Here is a 20,282-nt window from a genome sequence, read left to right on the forward strand (position 1 = left end):
ATGTGCGAAGGTAGGCTGTAATCCTCTTCACAACTGACATGTGTTTACAGGGCAGTTTGGAGTGACACCTATGAATGAAGGTTTTGTCTACAGCCTCAAACTCCACTGTTGTGGGGTTTTTTACTATATTTGAGAGGGAATACTTACATGGAACATGTGCTACAGCATTTTAGAAAAGAAGAGCAGCCATTTATTGAACAAGTAGTCAGTTTGATGCGAGAAATTGAAGATCGATATGCTCCAAAGCTAACAGATTTTTTGGATCCGAGACAGCAATTTATCGTCGATTCGATCCGTAGACAATATGATGGTATCGAATCGTCAGCAGAAGGTGCTTTAGATGGTGCAGAAAGAAAAAGAGTACTTTTGTATCCTTCTTATTTTATCCCAACTAATGATGAATTTGCGATAACTGTTGTGGAAGTTAATTATCCAAAGAAATTTGTTACTTTGCGTCATAAAGATGTTCTTGGTTCGATGATGTCACTTGGCATGGATAGAAGTAAATTCGGAGATATTCGTGTAGAGGATGGCGCCATTCAATTTGTCGTTGCTTCTGAAGTTTTAGAGTATGTTCGAGCTAACTTTAATGGAATAGGAAAAGTGAAAGTACAAGTAGAAACAGTGGAAGATCCTTTAAACTATTTCCAACAACAGGAGGAATGGACATCGGAAAGTCTTACTGTCAGTTCATTAAGGTTAGATACAGTCATTTCATCCGTTTTTAATATTTCTCGTCAAAAATCAGCTTCTCTAATTCAAAGTGGTAAAGTAAAAGTGAATTGGGTAGAGAAAGATCAAACGTCGATGGAATTACAAGAATTAGACTTACTATCCATTCGTGGGTTAGGAAGAGTTAAATTAATGATGATTGAAGGTAGAACAAAAAAAGATAAAATTCGACTTCAAATAGGTCGATTAGAGCAAAAAAATTAATTTATCTACAATATATTAGAATTTTAGATGTATTCACTCTATGGTAAATGTATAATAGAGGAAAAGAATGATAGTACATTAAAGGAGATGAAATTGATGCCATTAACACCCCTTGATATACATAACAAGGAATTCAGTAGAGGATTTAGAGGATACAGTGAAGATGAAGTAAATGAATTCCTCGATCAAATTATGAAGGACCTTGAAATCCTTATTAAAGAGAAAAAGGATCTGGAAACTAGACTGAAATCTTCAAGCGAAAAGGTAGGACATTTTACATCAATTGAAGAGACTTTACATAAGTCTATCGTTGTTGCCCAGGAAGCTGCAGAAGAAGTTAGACGCAATTCTCAAAAAGAAGCAAAACTAATTGTAAAAGAAGCAGAAAAAAATGCGGATCGAATTGTTAACGAAGCACTTACAAAGGCGAGAAGAATTGCACTTGAGATTGAGGATTTGAAGAAGCAATCGAAAGTATTCCGTAATCGCTTTAAAATGCTCATAGAAGCACAATTAGACTTGATCAATACAGACGATTGGAATCATTTAATGGAGTATGATGCAGATACAGCAGCAATAGAACGTATATCTGCAACAGAGGATTAATACATTTCTTGACTGTTTGGCTTAGTTTTCCTATAATAATTGCATATCAAATAAACATGCGAAGATAAAGACGTCTATATTAGATTTCGATTAAGCGACTTGAGGATGGTGAGAGCTCAAGCAATAAATCTTTTTTAGAATATCACTTTGGAGCAAAGACACTGAACTTTATCCTTATTTAATAGTAAGTGTCTTCGGAATATGCCCCGTTATGGCATACTAAGCGGCGATTTTTATTAAAATCGCAAGTAGGGTGGTACCGCGAGCATTAACTTCTCGTCCCTTTTTGGGATGAGGGGTTTTTTTATTTTATTCAGTAGGGCCAAAACACCTATTGAGTAAAATAAATGCCTCCGTCGTATGTCACAAATTTTGAGAAGAGTTAAAAGATGTTATCCCAATTTCGTCGCATCCATGCGACAACGACTAACTGACCTGCATTATGCAGACAAGAGCACAATTCAAAATCTGGACGCACTGTTTTCTGCGACAAGCTTTGCGCAGGTAGCAAATACGCCAGGGCGAATTTGATTCAAATAAGGAGGAAGAAAGATGGAGTACAAAGACACATTATTAATGCCAAAAACGGATTTCCCAATGCGAGGGAATTTACCAGTAAAAGAATTAGATATTCAAGCAAAATGGGCGGAGCAAGATATTTATAAAAAAGTACAAGAAAGAACAGCAGATCGTCCTTTCTTCGTATTACATGATGGTCCTCCATACGCAAATGGTGATATTCATATTGGTCATGCTTTAAACAAAGTATTAAAGGACATGATTGTTCGTCATAAATCCATGACAGGGTTTCATGCACCGTATGTTCCAGGTTGGGATACACATGGTTTACCAATTGAACAAGCACTAACAAACAAGGGTGTAAAACGTAAAGAAATGACATTAGCAGAATTCAGACAGCTATGTGAAGAATATGCTTATGAACAAATTAATAACCAACGCTCTCAATTTAAACGTTTAGGAGTTCGCGGTGATTGGGAAAATCCATATGTAACACTTACTCCAGAATTTGAATCAAGACAAATCGAAGTATTCGGTGCAATGGCGAAAAAAGGCTATATTTATAAAGGGCTAAAGCCAGTTTACTGGTCTCCATCAAGTGAGTCTGCATTAGCAGAAGCAGAAATTGAATACCAAGACAAAAAATCACCTTCTATTTATGTAAGTTTCGCAGTGACAGAAGGAAAAGGTGTGCTAGAAGAGGGAACGAAATTCATCATCTGGACTACAACTCCTTGGACAATTCCAGCGAACTTAGGAATAGCGCTACATCCTACAGTGGAATATGCAGTTGTAAGTGCAAAAGGTTCTAAGTATGTTGTAGCAAAAGAATTAGTGGAATCTGTTTCAACTGAACTTGGTTGGGAAGAATACGCAATTGAACGTACGCTAGATGGTAAAGAGATGGACCGACTTGTTGCCAAACATCCACTTTACGATCGTGATTCACTAGTAATTCTTGGAGAACACGTAACTACGGAGTCTGGTACAGGATGTGTTCATACTGCTCCAGGGCACGGGGAAGACGATTTCTACGTAGGTAAAGCTTATGGATTAGATGTTTTATGTCCAGTGGATGATCGTGGTGTATTGACAGCAGAAGCACCAGGATTTGAAGGTTTATTTTATGATACTGCCAATAAAGCTATTACAGAAGCTTTAGAAGAAGCGGGAGCCCTTGAAAAACTTACTTTCTTTACACACTCGTATCCACATGACTGGCGTACAAAAAAACCAGTAATTTACCGTGCAACTGCCCAGTGGTTTGCTTCAATTGAAGCATTTAGAGATGAATTATTACAAGCTATTCGAGATACAAATTTTACACCTGCTTGGGGTGAAACTCGTCTATTCAATATGATTCGTGACCGTGGAGACTGGTGTATTTCTCGTCAACGTGTATGGGGTGTTCCAATTCCTGTGTTTTATGCAGAAGATGGTGAACCAATTCTTACCGAAGAGACAATTTCACATGTATCAAAATTATTCCGTGAACATGGTTCAAATATTTGGTTCCAAAGAGAAGCGAAAGATTTATTACCAGAAGGATTTACACATCCTAACAGTCCAAATGGTATCTTTACGAAAGAAACAGATATCATGGACGTATGGTTTGACTCTGGTTCTTCACATCAAGGTGTGTTAGAAGAACGTGACGATTTAGTTTTCCCAGCTGACTTGTATTTAGAAGGCTCTGACCAATATCGTGGTTGGTTTAACTCTTCATTAATTACTAGTACTGCAATGTTTGGTCATGCACCTTACAAAGGACTTTTAAGTCATGGATTTATTTTAGATGGTAATGGCCGTAAAATGAGTAAATCACTAGGGAATGTAATTGTTCCTTCTAAAGTGATGAATCAACTTGGTGCAGACATTCTTCGTTTATGGGTTGCTTCTGTTGATTACACGGCAGATGTACGTGTATCCGATGCTATTATTAAACAAGTAACAGAAGTTTATCGTAAAATCCGTAATACTTTCCGTTTCCTACATGGGAATATTAGTGATTTCCACCCAGTAAATGATCGTGTAGAATTTAAAGATCTTCGCGAAGTAGATCAATATATGTACATGAAGCTGCAAGAGGTTATTAAAACAGTAAGAGCTGCTTATGAGCGCTATGATTTTGCGAGTGTTTATCATGCAGTAAATAACTTCGTTGCTGGTGAATTGAGCTCATTCTATTTAGATGTTGCAAAAGATGTTGTGTATATTTATGGAGCAGATCATAAAGATCGTCGTGCAATGCAAACAGTTATGTATGACACACTTCTTGCTTTATTGAAATTAATGACACCTATCTTGCCACATACAACAGATGAGCTTTGGGCTTATCTAGAGCATGAAACAGAAGATAGCGTACAATTAACAGATATGCCGGAAGCGGTAGAATATCCAGCGTTTGAAGCACTAGCTCCAAAGTGGACGAAAATTATCGAATTACGTGATGATGTATTAAAAGCGTTAGAAGAAGCACGTAATGCTAAAACAATCGGTAAATCTCTGGAAGCAAAAGTTACTTTGTATGTAAATGACGATTATAAATCATTATTTGAAACAGATGCGATTGATTTTGCTCAATTATTCATCGTTTCTAAGTTTGTATTAGGTGGAGCTCAATCGGAAGCACCAGCAAATAGCTTAGTACTGGAGCATGCTTCTGTGTTAGTGGAAAAAGCAGATGGCGAGAAATGTGAACGCTGCTGGACAATTTCTGAAACAGTCGGCTCAGATGAAAAACATGCAACATTATGTACTCGATGTGCGGATGTTGTAGAAAATAATTATATTTAATAAAGTGAATGTGGTCCTAAACAAGTAGGACCACATTTTTTTATATACATTTAATCTATATGCTCTTTTACGAATAGCATACTTTTATGGTAAACTAGTTAAGATTGTTTAAATTCATTCAGCGGAAATTTTCCATATCAGTAAAAAGTGGAGAATTTCATTATCGGAGGAATTAATGTGTGGAAATTTTACGGACTTGCAGCGTTTGTCATTGCTTTAGATCAATGGACAAAATGGCTTGTTGTTAAAAATATGACGCTAGGTGAAAGTATCATTCTTTGGGATCCTTATTTTGCACTCCTTTCGCATAGAAATCGCGGAGCTGCATGGGGAATGCTACAAGGACGAATGGGTTTGTTTACGATCATCACGATTATTGTAATCATTGGGATTATTTATTATTTTCATAAAGAAGCTAATGGTAAACCATTGTTTCAAGTAGGTTTAATGATGCTATTAGGTGGAGCATTAGGGAATTTTATCGATCGACTTTGGAGAAAAGAAGTAGTTGATTTTGTGGATGTTTTAATACCAATTATAAACTATGATTTTCCTATTTTTAATATTGCAGATGCGGCATTAACAATAGGAGTAGTATTCATTATATTATTCATACTACAAGAAGAACGAGCAGAAAAGAAAAAGGTGAAGTAATGGAAGAGTTAACATTTGTAATAGAAAAAGAACAAGAAAAAGAGAGAATTGACAAAGCAATTGCTACATTTGAGACGGAATGGTCACGCACACAAATCCAAAACTTTATAAAAGATGGATATGTGTTAGTGAATAATGAAGCACCTAAAACGAACTATAAAGTGAAAGCAGGAGACGTTATTGTTGTATCTCCTCCTGAAGCAATTCCACTAGACATCGTTGCTGAAAACTTGAATTTAGACATCGTTTATGAGGACGAGGATGTAGTGGTAGTGTACAAACCACGTGGAATGGTTGTTCATCCTGCACCTGGTCACACGAGCGGGACACTTGTAAATGGGTTAATGTATCAAATAAAAGACTTATCAGGCATAAATGGAGTTTTACGTCCTGGAATCGTTCATCGTATTGATAAAGATACAACCGGACTATTAATGGTCGCAAAAAATGATGTTGCACATGTATCTTTAGTCGATCAACTGGTGAAGAAAACAGTAACTCGTAAATATACAGCGCTTGTACATGGGCATATTGCACATGATAAAGGAACAATTGACGCTCCTATTGGTCGGGATAAAAAAGAACGACAAAGCATGGCAGTTGTTGATAATGGAAAACATGCAGTGACTCATTTCCGTGTATTGGAACGATTCAATAAGTTTACGTTAGTGGAGTGTCAGCTTGAAACAGGAAGAACACATCAAATTCGCGTCCACATGAAGTATATTGGTTATCCTTTAGCTGGAGATCCGAAATACGGTCCGAAGAAAACAATCAACTTTGATGGCCAAGTTCTACATGCGGGAGTATTAGGATTTATTCAACCGAAAACTGGTGAGTACTTAGAGTTTTCTTCTCCACTTCCAGAGGACTTCACAAATCTGATACAAGATTTAAAAAAACAATCATTGATTAATGAAGACTAGTGTATTATACTGATTGAAGAAAAGTAAATCAGCAGACACATTTGAATAGTATCACCTTTAATAACAGTCCAGAGAGGCTGAGAAGGTACATGTGAAAGTGACTCACTATTAATCCGCGGATTTTTAGGGTTCACCCTATTTAATACACACATACAACCTCTTGGGCATCTCTAGCTCAAGAGGTTTTTTATATTTCCGGAAGGAGGAAGTCAAAATGACGGTAGAAAAAGCAAGTATATTAGACGAACAATCAATAAACCGAGCACTTACACGAATTGCACATGAAATTATCGAACGAAATAAAGGTATTGATGAGTGTATATTAGTGGGAATTAAAACTAGGGGAGCTTTCTTAGCAAAGAGATTGGCAGATAGAATTGAACGAATTGAAGGAAAAGCAATAAAAACAGGTGAACTCGATATTACATTATACAGAGATGACTTATCCTTAAAAAATGAATCAAATGAGCCGTTAGTTCAGCAAGTAGATATTACACATGATGTAACAGACAAAAAAGTAATCTTGGTAGATGACGTTTTGTATACAGGTAGAACGGTTCGAGCAGCAATGGACGCGGTAATGGATTTAGGAAGACCTGCGCAAATTCAATTGGCAGTATTAATAGATCGAGGACATCGAGAGCTACCTATTCGAGCGGATTATGTTGGAAAAAATATTCCTACATCAAGTAGTGAACGAATTGTAGTAAAAGTTACAGAAACAGATGATATAGATGCTGTAACAATTTTTGAATAATAATCTAGATAAAAAGGTGGGGACCTTCATGTCAAATGCGATATTAGATGTAAATGAAAAGCCAACAGGAGGGCAATTGATTACGTTAAGTTTTCAGCATATGTTCGCGATGTTCGGATCAACGATTTTAGTACCGCAGTTAGTTGGATTAAGCCCTGCGATTGCTTTACTTACAAGTGGAATTGCTACAATAATCTTTTTATTAGTAACGAGATTCCAAGTACCAGCTTATTTAGGTTCATCATTCGCCTTTATTACACCGATTCTTATTGCAACTAATTATGGTGAAAGCCCTGGTAATGCAATGATAGGTGCGATGTTTGTAGGTTTAGTGTATGGTATTGTGTCACTCGTTATTTGGAAAAGTGGTTATAAATGGATCATGAAATTGTTACCTGCTATCGTTGTTGGTCCAGTAATAATGGTTATTGGGTTAGGTCTTTCAGGAGTTGCAGTTGATATGGCGATGAATATTCCGATTGAAGGTACAGATTTAAAAGAATATAGTTTCTTACATTTCTCAGCAGCATTGGTTACATTATTTACAGCAATCTTCTGTACGATCTATTTCAAAAATATTTTAAGCACGATGCCGATCTTAATCGGATTGGTAGTCGGCTATATTTATTCCATGATAATCGGAATTGTTGACTTTACTCCTATCAAAGAAGCAAACATGTTTGCTTTGCCGGAGTTTTTAATTCCCGGTGTACATTATGAATTCGAAGTGACATCTAAAATTCTACTTGTGATGGTGCCAATCGTCATTGTAACGATTTCAGAGCATATTGGTCATCAACTTGTTCTTGGTAAAGTAGTAGACCGCGATTATATTAAAACTCCGGGCTTACACCGCTCATTATTAGGTGATGGTTTAGGAACATTTGTCAGTGCATTCATCGGTGGTCCTCCGAAAACGACATATGGTGAAAACATCGGAGTTCTAGCAATTACACGTGTTTACAGTATCTATGTCATCATGGGTGCAGCAGTGATTGCCATCTTACTATCATTTTTCGGTAAAGCAATGGCTCTTCTTACAACTATTCCAACGGCGGTTCTTGGAGGAGTTTCCATTCTATTATTCGGTATCATTGCTTCAAGCGGTTTACGCATGTTAGTGGAGGCGAAAGTAGACTTTGGAAATAGCCGAAATCTTGTTATCGCATCCGTAATCTTAGTAATTGGAATCGGTGGAGCAAAATTCATCGTGACAGAATCACTAAGTATAGAAGGAATGGCTTTAGCAGCAATCATCGGTGTTGTCTTAAATCTAGTCCTACCCGGGAGAAAAGAAGCTGAAACTTCCGGTATGGATTCAACTAAATAAATAACCTTTTAAATAGCTGGACAGAGAGTCAGCAAAGGGTTCGGATAGATGAGTAGGGACTTTATATAAAGTCTTTCTACTGATCTGTACTTAAACGAACCTTCTCGAGTCTTCGAGGAGGTTTTTTTATAAGAAAGAGGGGAATTTCATGAAAAATTTAGTATCAATGAAAGATCTATCTGTTGATCAAATAATGGCTATATTAAAACAAGCACAAGCGTTTCGTGAAGGCGCCCATTCTACAGTGAAAAACAGTTATACAATGGCTAATCTGTTTTTTGAGCCAAGCACTCGAACAAAAATGAGTTTCGAAATGGCTGAAAGAAACTTACAAGTAGGAGTAATACCTTTTGAAGCAGGTTTTTCGAGTACATTAAAAGGTGAAACACTTTATGACACAGTGAAGGTGTTAGAAGCGATTGGTTTAGATGCGTTAGTTATAAGACATGAAGAAAATAGTTTCTTTGAGCAATTAGTTGGGAAAGTAAAACCAGCTATTATAAATGGAGGAGATGGAACTGGAAATCATCCAACACAAAGTCTCCTTGATATCTATACAATTTGGCAAGAGTTCGGCACATTACAAGACATAGTAGTTACAATAGTTGGAGATATTGCACATAGTCGAGTAGCAAGATCCAATGCAGATGCATTAACGAGACTTGGTGCAACCGTCCATCTTGTTTGCCCGCCAGAGTGGCAAGGAGAATTTGATACTTTTAATGAATTTGATAAAGTCATTGAATCTAGCGATGTGGTCATGATGCTGCGTGTTCAACATGAAAGACATGACAGCAACATGACATTCTCTAAGGAAGACTACCATCAAGCATTTGGCTTAACAGTCGAAAGAGAACGCAAAATGAAAGATAAAGCAATTATCATGCATCCAGCTCCATTTAATCGAGATGTAGAAATTGCAAGTGAATTAGTAGAGTGTGACCGGTCAAGAATTTTTAAGCAAATGGAAAATGGCGTTTATATTCGCATGGCAATCATTGAAATAATTTTGAAAGGGAGAGAATAACATGACAAAAATTATTCAAAACGTTCAAATAGTTAACAATGAAGGAGATTTTGAAACTACCTCCGTTTTAATTCAAGAAGGAAAAATAGCTAAAATCGGATCAAGCGTCACAGCTGATAATGCACAAGTAATAGAAGGAAAAGGAATGCTTCTTTCTCCAGGCTTTATCGATGTACATGTCCATTTACGTGAGCCAGGTGGCGAACAAAAAGAAACGATTGAAACGGGAACCAAGTCTGCTGCTAAAGGCGGATACACAACAATCTGTGCCATGCCAAATACAAGACCAGTACCAGATACAGCCGAAAACTTCACGCACGTATTAGATTTAATAGAGAAAAAAGCACTTGTTCGTGTGTTACCTTATGCTTCGATTACGATTCGCCAGGCTGGGAAAGAAAGAACGGATATTGAAGCATTAAAAAAACTTGGAGCATTTGCTCTAACAGATGACGGTGTTGGTGTTCAAGCTGCTGGAACGATGCTAGAAGCAATGGAGGAAGCAGCGAAATTTAACATTCCAGTTGTCGCACACTGTGAAGACAATACGCTGATCTACGGTGGTGTTATGCATAAAGGGAAACGCAACGAAGAGCTAGGCTTAAAAGGAATCCCTTCTGTATCAGAATCAGTACATATAGCAAGGGATATATTACTAGCAGAAGCAGCAGGCGCTCATTATCATGTATGTCATGTGAGCACAAAAGAATCAGTAAGAGTCATTAGAGATGCAAAAAAAGCTGGTGTGCACGTTACTGCGGAGGTAAGCCCACATCATTTATTACTTTGTGAAGACGATATTCCTGCGAATGATGCTGTTTGGAAAATGAATCCTCCTTTAAGAGGGAAGGACGATATGATGGCATTACGCGAAGGTTTATTGGATGGAACATTAGATTTGATTGCAACGGATCATGCTCCACATACGGATGAAGAAAAGGCAAACGGCTTTGAAAAAGCTCCATTCGGAATTGTCGGACTGGAAACTGCATTCCCACTTTTATATACACATTTCGTTAAAAATGGGGAATGGACAATAAAACAACTCCTAGATTATTTAACAAATAAACCAGCGGATGTTTTCGGATTTGAATTTGGAAAGCTTAAAGAAGGCGCTCCAGCGGATTTAGTATTAATCGACTTAGAAAAAGAACAAGCTATTGATAAAGAGGCATTTTTATCTAAAGGAAAAAATACACCATTCAATGGATGGGTTTGCACAGGTTGGCCACAAGTTACTATTTATAACGGAGAAATCGTATGGCAGGAGGAAAAAGCATGAAAACGAGATATTTAATATTAGAAGACGGTACTGTATTTAAAGGGAATGCATTTGGAAGTGAGGAAGGAACTGTTGGAGAAGTAATATTCACAACAGCAATGACAGGCTACCAAGAGTCCATTTCAGATCCTTCCAACTGTGGACAGATATTAACTTTCACGTATCCGATGATTGGTAATTATGGCGTGAATCCAGATGATTTTGAAGCAATAGAGGTAGGTCTTACAGGAGTAGTTGTAAGAGAGCTTGCAGAACAACCTTCTAATTTCAGAAGTACGGTTACATTAAGTGAATTTTTAGAAGCAAAAAATGTTCCAGGGATTGAAGGAATTGATACAAGAAAGTTAACGCGTATTATTCGTAAATATGGATCTTTAAAAGGTCAGCTAACAAAAGCTGGAGAAGAAGTGAACGTGGAAGAAATAGTGGAAACATTGAAAACTACAGAAATTCCAAGAAACGAAGTAGAGCAAGTATCCATCACTCGCCCATATCCAAGTCCAGGCCGTGGGAAACGTGTAGTACTTGTTGACTTTGGTATGAAACATGGCATTTTAAGAGAATTAAATAAACGTGATTGCGACATCATCGTTGTTCCTTATAACACATCTGCAAAAGACATTCTAGGAATGCATCCAGATGGAGTGATGTTGTCAAACGGTCCTGGGGATCCAACTGATATTCCTGTAGCAATTGAAATGGTAAAAGGAATTATCGGACAAGTGCCGATTTTCGGAGTATGTCTAGGACACCAACTTATCTCTCTTGCAAGTGGTGCAACGTCTTTCAAATTGAAGTTCGGTCACCGCGGTGGAAATCATCCAGTAAAAGACTTAACAACAGGACGAACAGAGCTTACTTCACAAAATCATGGTTTTGCAATCGATGCAGATTCCATCGCACATACAGATTTAGAAATTACACATGTGGCATTAAATGATGGCACGGTTGAAGGGGTAAGACATAAAAAATTCCCAGTGTACTCTGTTCAGTTCCATCCAGAAGGATCATGTGGTCCAGAGGATTCTACTCACTTATTTGATCAATTTATCGAACTAATGAATGCTGAAAGCAAAAAGGAGAATTCACATGCCTAAACGTAAAGATATAGAAACAATATTAGTAATCGGATCTGGCCCAATCGTTATTGGACAAGCAGCTGAGTTTGACTATGCTGGTACACAAGCTTGTATTTCATTAAGAGAAGAAGGCTACCGTGTAATTCTTGTGAACTCGAACCCAGCGACAATCATGACAGACACCGAAATAGCAGATAAAGTATATATCGAACCAATCACATTACCATTCGTAAGCAAAATCATTCGTAAAGAACGTCCAGATGCGATTCTCCCTACATTAGGTGGGCAAACAGGATTGAACATGGCGATTGAACTAGATAAATCAGGAATTTTAGATGAACTTGGAATTGAAATATTAGGTACGAAGCTAGAAGCGATTCATAAAGCAGAAGACCGTGATTTATTCCGTACATTGATGAATGAATTAAATGAACCAGTTCCAGAAAGTGATATTATCCATAACTTAGATGAAGCAAAAGCATTCGTAGAGCGCATTGGATATCCTGTAATCGTGCGTCCAGCGTTTACACTAGGCGGAACTGGTGGCGGTATTTGTCACAATGATGCAGACTTGCTTGAAATCGTAACTAGCGGATTGAAGTACAGCCCAGTAACACAATGTCTCCTAGAAAAATCGATCGCTGGTTACAAAGAAATTGAGTATGAAGTAATGCGTGACTCTTCTGACAATGCAATCGTCGTATGTAATATGGAAAACGTAGATGCAGTGGGAATTCATACAGGAGATTCCATCGTAGTTGCTCCTACGCAAACATTATCGGACCGTGAAAATCAAATGCTTCGTAATGTATCCTTGAAAATTATTCGTGCGCTAAAAATTGAAGGTGGATGTAACGTACAACTAGCACTTGATCCACATAGTTTCAACTACTATATTATCGAAGTAAATCCACGCGTAAGTCGCTCATCAGCACTTGCGTCAAAAGCAACTGGTTACCCAATTGCGAAACTTGCTGCGAAAATTGCTGTAGGATTAACTTTGGACGAAATGATGAACCCGGTAACAGAGAAAACTTACGCATGCTTTGAACCAGCATTAGACTATATTGTTGCAAAAATTCCAAGATGGCCATTTGATAAATTTGAATCTGCTAAACGTAATCTTGGCACACAAATGAAAGCAACTGGTGAGGTAATGTCTCTAGGACGTACATTTGAAGAAGCAATTCTAAAATCGGTTCGTTCACTAGAAACAGGACACTTCCATATCGAAATGAAAAACAGTGAGTCTCTTACAGATGAGTGGATTGAAAAACGCATTCGTCGTGCTGGAGATGAGCGACTATTCTTCATCGGAGAAGCACTTAGAAGAGGTGTTACGATAGAGCAAATTCACGAGTGGAGTCAAATTGATTTATTCTTCTTAAATAAATTACAAAACATCGTGAAATACGAAGAAATCATCCAAGGAAATCCATTTGATAAAGAAGTATTATACAAAGCAAAACGTATGGGCTTTGCGGATAAAACAATCGCAAAATATTGGAACGTAAAAGAAATTGACGTTTACAATTTCAAGAAAGAGCAAGGAATTGTACCTGTTTATAAAATGGTCGATACTTGTGCAGGAGAGTTCGAATCAGAAACTCCATACTTCTATGGAACGTATGAAGAAGAGAACGAATCCATTCGTACAGACAAAGAAAGTGTTATTGTGCTAGGTTCTGGCCCGATCCGCATTGGACAAGGAGTAGAATTTGACTATGCAACCGTACATTCTGTATGGGCAATCAAAGAAGCAGGATATGAAGCGATTATTATCAATAATAACCCTGAAACAGTTTCAACTGATTTCTCTATCTCAGATAAATTATACTTCGAGCCATTAACACTTGAAGATGTGATGCATATTGTAGATTTGGAGCAGCCAAAGGGAGTAGTTGTACAATTCGGTGGACAAACGGCGATTAATCTTGCTGCAGGACTCGAAGAAAGAGGAGTAAAAATTCTAGGTACCACACTAGAAGATATCGACCGTGCAGAAAATCGTAACAAATTCGAAGCTGCATTACATGAAATCGATATTCCTCAGCCACTTGGAAAAACAGCAGTATCTGTTGATGAAGCAGTTGTTATTGCCAATGAAATCGGTTATCCAGTATTAGTAAGACCATCTTACGTACTTGGTGGTCGTGCAATGCAAATCGTCTATAACGAAGATGAGATTAAACATTATATGGAGAACGCTGTTGAAGCAAGTCCGGAAAAACCAGTGTTAATCGATCGTTATTTAACAGGAACAGAAATTGAAGTAGATGCAATTTGTGATGGTGAAAATGTATTAATTCCTGGAATTATGGAACATATCGAACGCGCTGGAGTTCACTCTGGTGACTCAATTGCTGTGTATCCACCACAAAAATTAGCACAGAAACATATTGATACACTTGTGGATTACACTACTCGTCTTGCAAAAGGATTGAAAATTGTAGGATTAATGAACATTCAATACGTTATCTCTAAAGATGAAGTATTTGTAATTGAAGTAAATCCACGTTCAAGCCGTACAGTACCATTTTTAAGTAAAATTACATCGATTCCAATGGCGAACATTGCTACAAAAGCAATTCTAGGACAATCGATTGTAGAGCAAGGGTACACACCAGGACTTGCTCCAAATAGCCCGGGAGTTTACGTAAAAGTTCCCGTATTCAGTTTTGCGAAACTTCGCCGAGTGGACATTACGCTTGGACCTGAGATGAAGTCAACCGGGGAAGTAATGGGGAAAGACATTACTTTAGAAAAAGCATTATATAAAGGCTTAGTTGCTGCAGGTATGGAAATTAAAGATCATGGATCTGTCTTAATGACGATTTCTGATAAAGATAAAGAAGAAGCAACGGAGATTGCGAAACGTTTTTATAATATTGGCTTCCGTATTATTGCTACACAAGGAACAGCTCAAGTAATTCAAAAAGCAGGTATCCCAGTAGATATCGTAGACAAAATCGGTTCAAAAGGAACGACATTGTTAGATGTTATTCAAAAAGGGGATGCACAATTTGTTATTAATACTCTAACAAAAGGAATGCAGCCAGAAAGCGATGGCTTCCGTATTCGAAGAGAATCAGTTGAAAATGGTATACCATGCTTAACTTCTCTAGATACAGCAGAAGCAATGCTCCGAGTAATTGAGTCCATGACTTTCTCAACAGAAACAATGAAACATCAGGAGGTTCGTGCATGATTCGACAAGAGCAAATGAGCGTCGTAAAACAAAAACAAATTGCGACGAACATTTTTGAATTAACATTGATAGGGCAGCTCGTAAATGACATGAAACAGCCAGGCCAATTTGTTCATTTACGTGTGTCTGACCAAATGGAACCACTCTTAAGAAGACCTATTAGTATTGCATCTATAGATAAAGAAACATTAGAATTCACGATGATTTACCGTGCAGAAGGAAGAGGAACAACGCTTCTTTCTGAAAAAAAACAAGGGGACCAAGTAGATGTACTTGGACCTCTTGGGAACGGTTTTCCAATCGATAAAGTGGAAGCAGGACAAAAAGCATTACTAGTTGGTGGAGGAATTGGTGTACCACCACTTTACGAACTTTCCAAAAGACTTGTGGAAAAAGGTATACAGCCAATTCATGTACTTGGATTTCAGTCCGAAGATGTTGTTTTTTACGAAAAACAATTTCAAGAGCTTGGCGAAACGTATATCGTGACAGCAGACGGAAGCTATGGACATAAAGGTTTTGTCACAAATGTGCTAGAAACATTAGCGGATGATTTCGCAGTATATTATAGCTGTGGTCCAACACCGATGCTTGCGGCACTTGAAAAAATGTATCCTGAAAAAGAAGGATATTTATCGTTTGAACAACGAATGGGCTGTGGAATAGGTGCTTGCTTTGCGTGCGTTTGTGAAACAACAGAAAAAACAGAAGCTGATTATGTGAAAGTATGTTCAGATGGACCAGTGTTCCAGTCAGGAGTGATTCGAGTATGAATAGATTAGCGGTCGAATTACCAGGCCTTTCATTGAAAAACCCAATTATGCCAGCTTCCGGTTGCTTTGGATTTGGGAAAGAATATGCCCAACTATATGATTTATCCAAGCTGGGCGCAATTATGATTAAAGCAACAACTCCTGAAACTAGACTTGGGAATCCAACTCCACGTGTAGCAGAAACACCTGCTGGGATGTTAAATGCAATTGGATTACAAAATCCAGGCTTAACAAAAGTGATGGAAAATGAACTTCCATGGCTCGAGCAATTTGATGTACCAATTATCGCAAATGTAGCGGGATATATTACAGAAGATTATGTAGCTGTTGCAGAAGCTATTTCAAAAGCACCAAATGTACATGCACTGGAGTTGAATATCTCTTGTCCAAATGTGAAACAAGGTGGTATCACATTTGGAACAGATCCCCTCGTAGCAGAAGAATTAACAAGAGCTGTGAAAGCAGTATCCTCTGTTCCTGTCTATGTAAAGTTATCTCCTAATGTTACAGATGTAGGAGAAATTGCAAGAGCAGTAGAAGCAGGTGGAGCAGACGGGATTACGATGATTAATACACTACTTGGTATGCGATTAGATACGAAAACTGGACGACCAGTTATCGCAAACGTAACTGGTGGATTATCAGGTCCAGCTATTAAACCAGTGGCACTGCGCATGGTGTATGATGTGGCGAAACAAGTGTCTATTCCGATTATCGGAATGGGTGGTATCTCTACAATGGATGATGTGATCGATTTCTTATCAGCAGGTGCAAGTGCAGTTGCTGTAGGAACGGCAAATTTTGTAGATCCATTTGTATGTCCAAACTTGATTGATCAACTTCCAGAAAAATTGGATGAACTTGGCTTTGAAACGATTACTGAATTAGTTGGAAGGAGTCATCGATTATGAAAAACAGTCCAATTATTGCATTAGACTTTGCTTCAGCAGAAGATGCATATCAATTTTTAACTCCTTTTGAGCAATCACTATTTGTAAAAGTAGGAATGGAGCTTTATTTACAAGAAGGCCCTTCAATCGTAAATAAGTTGAAAGAAATGGGACATGACGTATTTCTTGATTTAAAGCTCCATGATATTCCGAATACAGTTGGACAAGCAATGAAGGGGTTAGCTCGACTTGGGGCCGACTTAGTCAATGTTCACGCTGCTGGCGGTGAGGCTATGATGATTGCAGCGCGTGAAGGACTAGAAGCAGGAACAACTGCTGGGAATAAAAGACCTTCCATCATCGCAGTAACTCAGTTAACGTCAACTTCTGAAAAGCAAATGCAAGTAGAACAATTAATTCAAACGACGATTGATGAATCAGTCGTTCACTATGCAAAACTAGCAAAACAAGCAAGCTTAGATGGTGTAGTTTGTTCCGTTCTTGAAGCAAAAAAAATTGTAGAAGCATGTGGAGCTGAATTCTTACGTGTAACGCCAGGAATTCGTTTAGCAGAAGGAGAAGCACATGATCAAGTACGTGTCGCTACTCCAGCAAATGCGAGAATCCTAGGCTCATCTCATATTGTTGTGGGACGTGCGATTACAAAAGCTGAAAACCCGGTACAAGCATATGACACAATATTAAAAATGTGGGAGGAAAACGCATGACTTTAGAAAATAAAATTGCAAAAGCATTGCTTCAGGTGGGAGCAGTGGAGTTAAAACCAAACGATCTTTTCACATGGGCTTCCGGAATTAAATCTCCAATCTATTGTGATAACCGAATTACGATGTCATCTCCTGCAATTCGCAAAGAAATTGCAAAAGGATTAGCAGAAGCAATCCAACAAAACTTTCCAGGAACAGAAGCAGTAGCGGGAACAGCAACTGCGGGTATACCACATGCTGCATGGGTAAGTGATGTACTTGAACTTCCAATGATGTATGTTCGTTCGAAAGCGAAAGAGCATGGTCGTGGCAATCAAATTGAAGGTAAAGTAGTTGCTGGGCAAAAAGTAGTGGTTATTGAAGATTTAATCTCTACTGGAGGGAGTAGCTTAGTTGCAGTAGAGGCGCTTCGAAAAGAAGGTTTAGAAGTTCTTGGAGTTGTAAGTATTTTTACATACGGTTTACCAAAAGCAGAAGAAGCTTTCAAAGAAGAAGGAATTTCATTTGTGAGTTTGACAAATTATGATGCTCTAACAAACGCTGCTCGTGAAGCAGGTAAGATAGCAGAAACAGATTTACCAATGCTTTCAAAATGGCATGATGATTTAAAACAAGGCTTACTAAAATAAACAGAAAAGACGCTTTCCAATCAGTTGGAAAGCGTCTTTTTGAGTGGCTCTTGTTATTTTGTAATTCTCTTTGCACAAAAGTACTAGATACCATTCTGAATATGTACAAAATGACTTGGAAAACATAAAGCATATCCTAGAAGATAAAGTTTCACAGATAAATGTTGCCTATCTTTTATTTGAGAGTGAAAGGCCTATTTATGAGTAAACTGAATCAATTTCATAATTCCAATTTACATAAAAAAACACAAACAATACTAAAGGAAACTCGTTGATTGAAGCGGCAGGCGGCGACTCCAGCGGGATGAGTGAGACAGATAAGACATCACAAACGACGCGTAGTGGCGGTGATGGCTTATCGCTCACCCCGCGGAAAGCGTCCGCCTATAGCGGAAATCAACTATACTTGTATTTTAATGACAAAGTACTATTTATGTAATTAACTCAACTAATAGAGAGTAAAATTAATTGTTAGATTGATAGAGGAAGAACCCGTTGGACACTCTCGGTACGTTCTTCCTATTTTTTTATTCGTGGATGATGGGAGGGGGGGATATATGGAAGTTCATGCTTGTTTGAATTATGGTAATACGTTATTAAACAATTAGTTTACATTGCTGTCAGTTACTCCATTACTTTAAACCATAATTCTGACCTATCTTTGGGGTCACCATTATAATTTATTGTTAATTCTTCACCTGCCAATATATCTTCAATTGCATAAAAGTCGATTGATAAATTATCTTTATTATTATCAAAATTTACATTAGGAGAGTAGGAATGATTAAATAGGGCTCCATATCCTAGTGCGATGGCTGTATCGTTACGTTTCCCCCAATAAAAGCAGTAATTAAAAAGTATAGTCTTTTTCAAATACTTCCATTCTTTTTTAGGTGATATTATAACAGGTGATACCTCAATCAGTTCATCCTTTTTAATATCTCGTGTAGCAAATAACCCTCTACCATACTTACCAGTTTCTTTAATACATATGGGACCCAAAGCATGAACTCCTTTCCGCTATTTAAGTAGCTAAGGCTATTAATAAGCTATTATTTAGTCAAAATTCCTTAATTGTTCTTTTAAATATTCGTTGCGATTTCGAATGAATTGAAAGATTAATTCTGGTTCATCATCAAAAATATCAATCTTCTTTTTTTTGTAGGGATCGAGAAGAATGTGAGGACGTACTATTTGATGTAGGGAAAATACTTTATCCTCTAAATATTTAACAGTAAATTTGGTTTCAAGGATTTCTTCCAACATTTCTTTGTAACGCTTTCGGAATTCTGGAATTTGAAAGAGAAGATTTAAAAGGTGATTTCCTTTTTTTCCTTCAATAGGGACGTAAGTATGCTCCATGATACCACCACTAACTTTTCTTCCCCAAGTTGCATCATAATCCCAAGGAAGCTTTTCGAATAAGCCAGTATCACTATTGCGATACAGGGCATAGTTGTGAGTAAACCCATCATTATTCATTGTACAAACTGCGCCAACTAACCAAAGCAAATAATTCTCCATATTAAGAAGTTGAGAGATTTCATCGAAGAAATTAGATTGAGTGGTAGTATTAATGGTAGTAATCAATTCATGAAGAAAGATATCGTCGGAAGGTTTTCCAGATGCTTGGAAATAGCCGTCCATTAACGATTCTTTTGGCTTCTCGTCTCTCGTAAAAGAAAAGTTTGCATCATTGTTGGTGGCATAATAAATGGGACCAACAGGAAGCCCCCTTTTTTTCAAAAACAAATCATCTACAGACTCTAATTGTAAATATACACCTTTGAAAGTGTCGTTTCGGTAAAAATTTATATGTTGACTATCGGGTGATAAAACACCGAGATCTTGAAAGAAGTCAAGAGAAAGTTTGTTACGAACAAGTGAAGGGTCTCTATACTCCGCATTGAGATGAATCTTACGAACCCCAAATAACTTTTCAGGATCATCAAAATCAATCACATAGGATCTTTTTCGAAACTTTCGTGTATAAGCACCACGATAGGCAATTTGAATATCCTGGATAATGTCTTCTACTTTTAATTTGCTTGGAACAGATTCATCACTATTTAAGTTCTTTCTTAAATGATTTAGGTCTTCTTCCTCGATCATTAAGAAATAAGATGGAATCTGATATGACAT

At 37.6% G+C, this 20,282-nt stretch carries 17 protein-coding genes and 1 other annotated feature; of the genes, 15 read left to right on the forward strand and 2 right to left on the reverse strand.

The window, feature by feature from the left end:
- Positions 1 to 147 precede the first annotated feature (147 nt).
- The 15 genes from MHH81_RS05470 (at position 148) to pyrE (ending at position 18,140) form a co-directional block, all read left to right on the forward strand.
- On the forward strand, positions 148 to 936 hold the full coding sequence (locus MHH81_RS05470; RefSeq protein WP_340918816.1) for a YlmH family RNA-binding protein: 789 nt from the start codon (positions 148 to 150) through the stop codon (positions 934 to 936).
- Between the two features lie 96 nt (positions 937 to 1,032).
- Positions 1,033 to 1,542 carry a DivIVA domain-containing protein gene (locus MHH81_RS05475; RefSeq protein WP_340918819.1) on the forward strand — a complete coding sequence of 170 codons (510 nt, stop codon included), beginning with the start codon at positions 1,033 to 1,035 and terminating at the stop codon, positions 1,540 to 1,542.
- Between the two features lie 52 nt (positions 1,543 to 1,594).
- Positions 1,595 to 1,829, forward strand: a binding site (T-box leader).
- A 265-nt stretch (positions 1,830 to 2,094) separates the two neighbouring features.
- The gene (gene ileS / locus MHH81_RS05480; protein WP_340918821.1) at positions 2,095 to 4,857 is read left to right on the forward strand and encodes an isoleucine--tRNA ligase; all 2,763 of its coding nucleotides are present in this window, start codon (positions 2,095 to 2,097) and stop codon (positions 4,855 to 4,857) included.
- Positions 4,858 to 5,034: 177 nt separating this feature from the next.
- Positions 5,035 to 5,511 (forward strand): signal peptidase II, encoded by a 477-nt coding sequence (gene lspA / locus MHH81_RS05485; RefSeq protein ID WP_340918824.1) that lies wholly within the window; start codon positions 5,035 to 5,037, stop codon positions 5,509 to 5,511.
- Entirely contained in the window at positions 5,511 to 6,437 is a 927-nt protein-coding gene (locus tag MHH81_RS05490) for an RluA family pseudouridine synthase (RefSeq protein ID WP_340918827.1), read from the forward strand. The genes lspA and MHH81_RS05490 overlap by 1 nt, the downstream gene beginning before the upstream one ends.
- Positions 6,438 to 6,651: 214 nt before the next feature.
- Positions 6,652 to 7,194 carry a bifunctional pyr operon transcriptional regulator/uracil phosphoribosyltransferase PyrR gene (pyrR, locus tag MHH81_RS05495; RefSeq protein WP_340918828.1) on the forward strand — a complete coding sequence of 181 codons (543 nt, stop codon included), beginning with the start codon at positions 6,652 to 6,654 and terminating at the stop codon, positions 7,192 to 7,194.
- Between the two features lie 28 nt (positions 7,195 to 7,222).
- Positions 7,223 to 8,524: a solute carrier family 23 protein gene (locus MHH81_RS05500; protein ID WP_340918830.1), complete on the forward strand. Its 1,302-nt coding sequence runs from the start codon at positions 7,223 to 7,225 to the stop codon at positions 8,522 to 8,524.
- Between the two features lie 148 nt (positions 8,525 to 8,672).
- Entirely contained in the window at positions 8,673 to 9,551 is an 879-nt protein-coding gene (locus MHH81_RS05505) for an aspartate carbamoyltransferase catalytic subunit (protein WP_340918832.1), read from the forward strand.
- 1 nt (position 9,552) lies between these two features.
- On the forward strand, positions 9,553 to 10,833 hold the full coding sequence (locus MHH81_RS05510) for a dihydroorotase (protein ID WP_340918833.1): 1,281 nt from the start codon (positions 9,553 to 9,555) through the stop codon (positions 10,831 to 10,833).
- Entirely contained in the window at positions 10,830 to 11,930 is a 1,101-nt protein-coding gene (locus MHH81_RS05515) for a carbamoyl phosphate synthase small subunit (protein ID WP_340918835.1), read from the forward strand. Before MHH81_RS05510 ends, MHH81_RS05515 begins: the two co-directional genes overlap by 4 nt.
- Positions 11,923 to 15,120, forward strand: coding sequence for a carbamoyl-phosphate synthase large subunit (carB, locus tag MHH81_RS05520; RefSeq protein ID WP_340918837.1), 3,198 nt, complete (start codon positions 11,923 to 11,925; stop codon positions 15,118 to 15,120). Before MHH81_RS05515 ends, carB begins: the two co-directional genes overlap by 8 nt.
- Entirely contained in the window at positions 15,117 to 15,893 is a 777-nt protein-coding gene (locus tag MHH81_RS05525; RefSeq protein ID WP_340918839.1) for a dihydroorotate dehydrogenase electron transfer subunit, read from the forward strand. The genes carB and MHH81_RS05525 overlap by 4 nt, the downstream gene beginning before the upstream one ends.
- Entirely contained in the window at positions 15,890 to 16,804 is a 915-nt protein-coding gene (locus tag MHH81_RS05530; protein ID WP_340918841.1) for a dihydroorotate dehydrogenase, read from the forward strand. Before MHH81_RS05525 ends, MHH81_RS05530 begins: the two co-directional genes overlap by 4 nt.
- Positions 16,801 to 17,511, forward strand: a complete 711-nt coding sequence (pyrF, locus tag MHH81_RS05535) for an orotidine-5'-phosphate decarboxylase (protein ID WP_340918843.1) — start codon at positions 16,801 to 16,803, stop codon at positions 17,509 to 17,511. The genes MHH81_RS05530 and pyrF overlap by 4 nt, the downstream gene beginning before the upstream one ends.
- Positions 17,508 to 18,140 (forward strand): orotate phosphoribosyltransferase, encoded by a 633-nt coding sequence (gene pyrE / locus MHH81_RS05540; protein WP_340918846.1) that lies wholly within the window; start codon positions 17,508 to 17,510, stop codon positions 18,138 to 18,140. Before pyrF ends, pyrE begins: the two co-directional genes overlap by 4 nt.
- A 624-nt stretch (positions 18,141 to 18,764) precedes the next feature.
- Here the strand turns inward: pyrE and MHH81_RS05545 are convergent.
- Positions 18,765 to 19,142, reverse strand: coding sequence for an SET domain-containing protein (locus tag MHH81_RS05545; RefSeq protein ID WP_340918849.1), 378 nt, complete (start codon positions 19,140 to 19,142; stop codon positions 18,765 to 18,767).
- Positions 19,143 to 19,196: 54 nt separating this feature from the next.
- Positions 19,197 to 20,282, reverse strand: a complete 1,086-nt coding sequence (locus tag MHH81_RS05550; protein ID WP_340918852.1) for a CotH kinase family protein — start codon at positions 20,280 to 20,282, stop codon at positions 19,197 to 19,199.

It is taken from the genome of Psychrobacillus sp. FSL H8-0484 (assembly GCF_038005325.1).
Taxonomy (GTDB): domain Bacteria; phylum Bacillota; class Bacilli; order Bacillales_A; family Planococcaceae; genus Psychrobacillus.

Excerpts from the sequence above, each read along its gene's own strand:
- MHH81_RS05470 (WP_340918816.1), top strand. The coding sequence starts at position 148 with ATGGAACATGTGCTACAGCATTTTAGAAAAGAAGAGCAGCCATTTATT.
- MHH81_RS05475 (WP_340918819.1), top strand. The coding sequence starts at position 1,033 with ATGCCATTAACACCCCTTGATATACATAACAAGGAATTCAGTAGAGGA.
- ileS (WP_340918821.1), top strand. The coding sequence starts at position 2,095 with ATGGAGTACAAAGACACATTATTAATGCCAAAAACGGATTTCCCAATG.
- MHH81_RS05490 (WP_340918827.1), top strand. The coding sequence starts at position 5,511 with ATGGAAGAGTTAACATTTGTAATAGAAAAAGAACAAGAAAAAGAGAGA.
- pyrR (WP_340918828.1), top strand. The coding sequence starts at position 6,652 with ATGACGGTAGAAAAAGCAAGTATATTAGACGAACAATCAATAAACCGA.
- MHH81_RS05500 (WP_340918830.1), top strand. The coding sequence starts at position 7,223 with ATGTCAAATGCGATATTAGATGTAAATGAAAAGCCAACAGGAGGGCAA.
- MHH81_RS05505 (WP_340918832.1), top strand. The coding sequence starts at position 8,673 with ATGAAAAATTTAGTATCAATGAAAGATCTATCTGTTGATCAAATAATG.
- MHH81_RS05510 (WP_340918833.1), top strand. The coding sequence starts at position 9,553 with ATGACAAAAATTATTCAAAACGTTCAAATAGTTAACAATGAAGGAGAT.
- MHH81_RS05515 (WP_340918835.1), top strand. The coding sequence starts at position 10,830 with ATGAAAACGAGATATTTAATATTAGAAGACGGTACTGTATTTAAAGGG.
- carB (WP_340918837.1), top strand. The coding sequence starts at position 11,923 with ATGCCTAAACGTAAAGATATAGAAACAATATTAGTAATCGGATCTGGC.
- MHH81_RS05525 (WP_340918839.1), top strand. The coding sequence starts at position 15,117 with ATGATTCGACAAGAGCAAATGAGCGTCGTAAAACAAAAACAAATTGCG.
- MHH81_RS05530 (WP_340918841.1), top strand. The coding sequence starts at position 15,890 with ATGAATAGATTAGCGGTCGAATTACCAGGCCTTTCATTGAAAAACCCA.
- pyrF (WP_340918843.1), top strand. The coding sequence starts at position 16,801 with ATGAAAAACAGTCCAATTATTGCATTAGACTTTGCTTCAGCAGAAGAT.
- pyrE (WP_340918846.1), top strand. The coding sequence starts at position 17,508 with ATGACTTTAGAAAATAAAATTGCAAAAGCATTGCTTCAGGTGGGAGCA.
- MHH81_RS05550 (WP_340918852.1), bottom strand. The coding sequence starts at position 20,282 with ATGTCATATCAGATTCCATCTTATTTCTTAATGATCGAGGAAGAAGAC.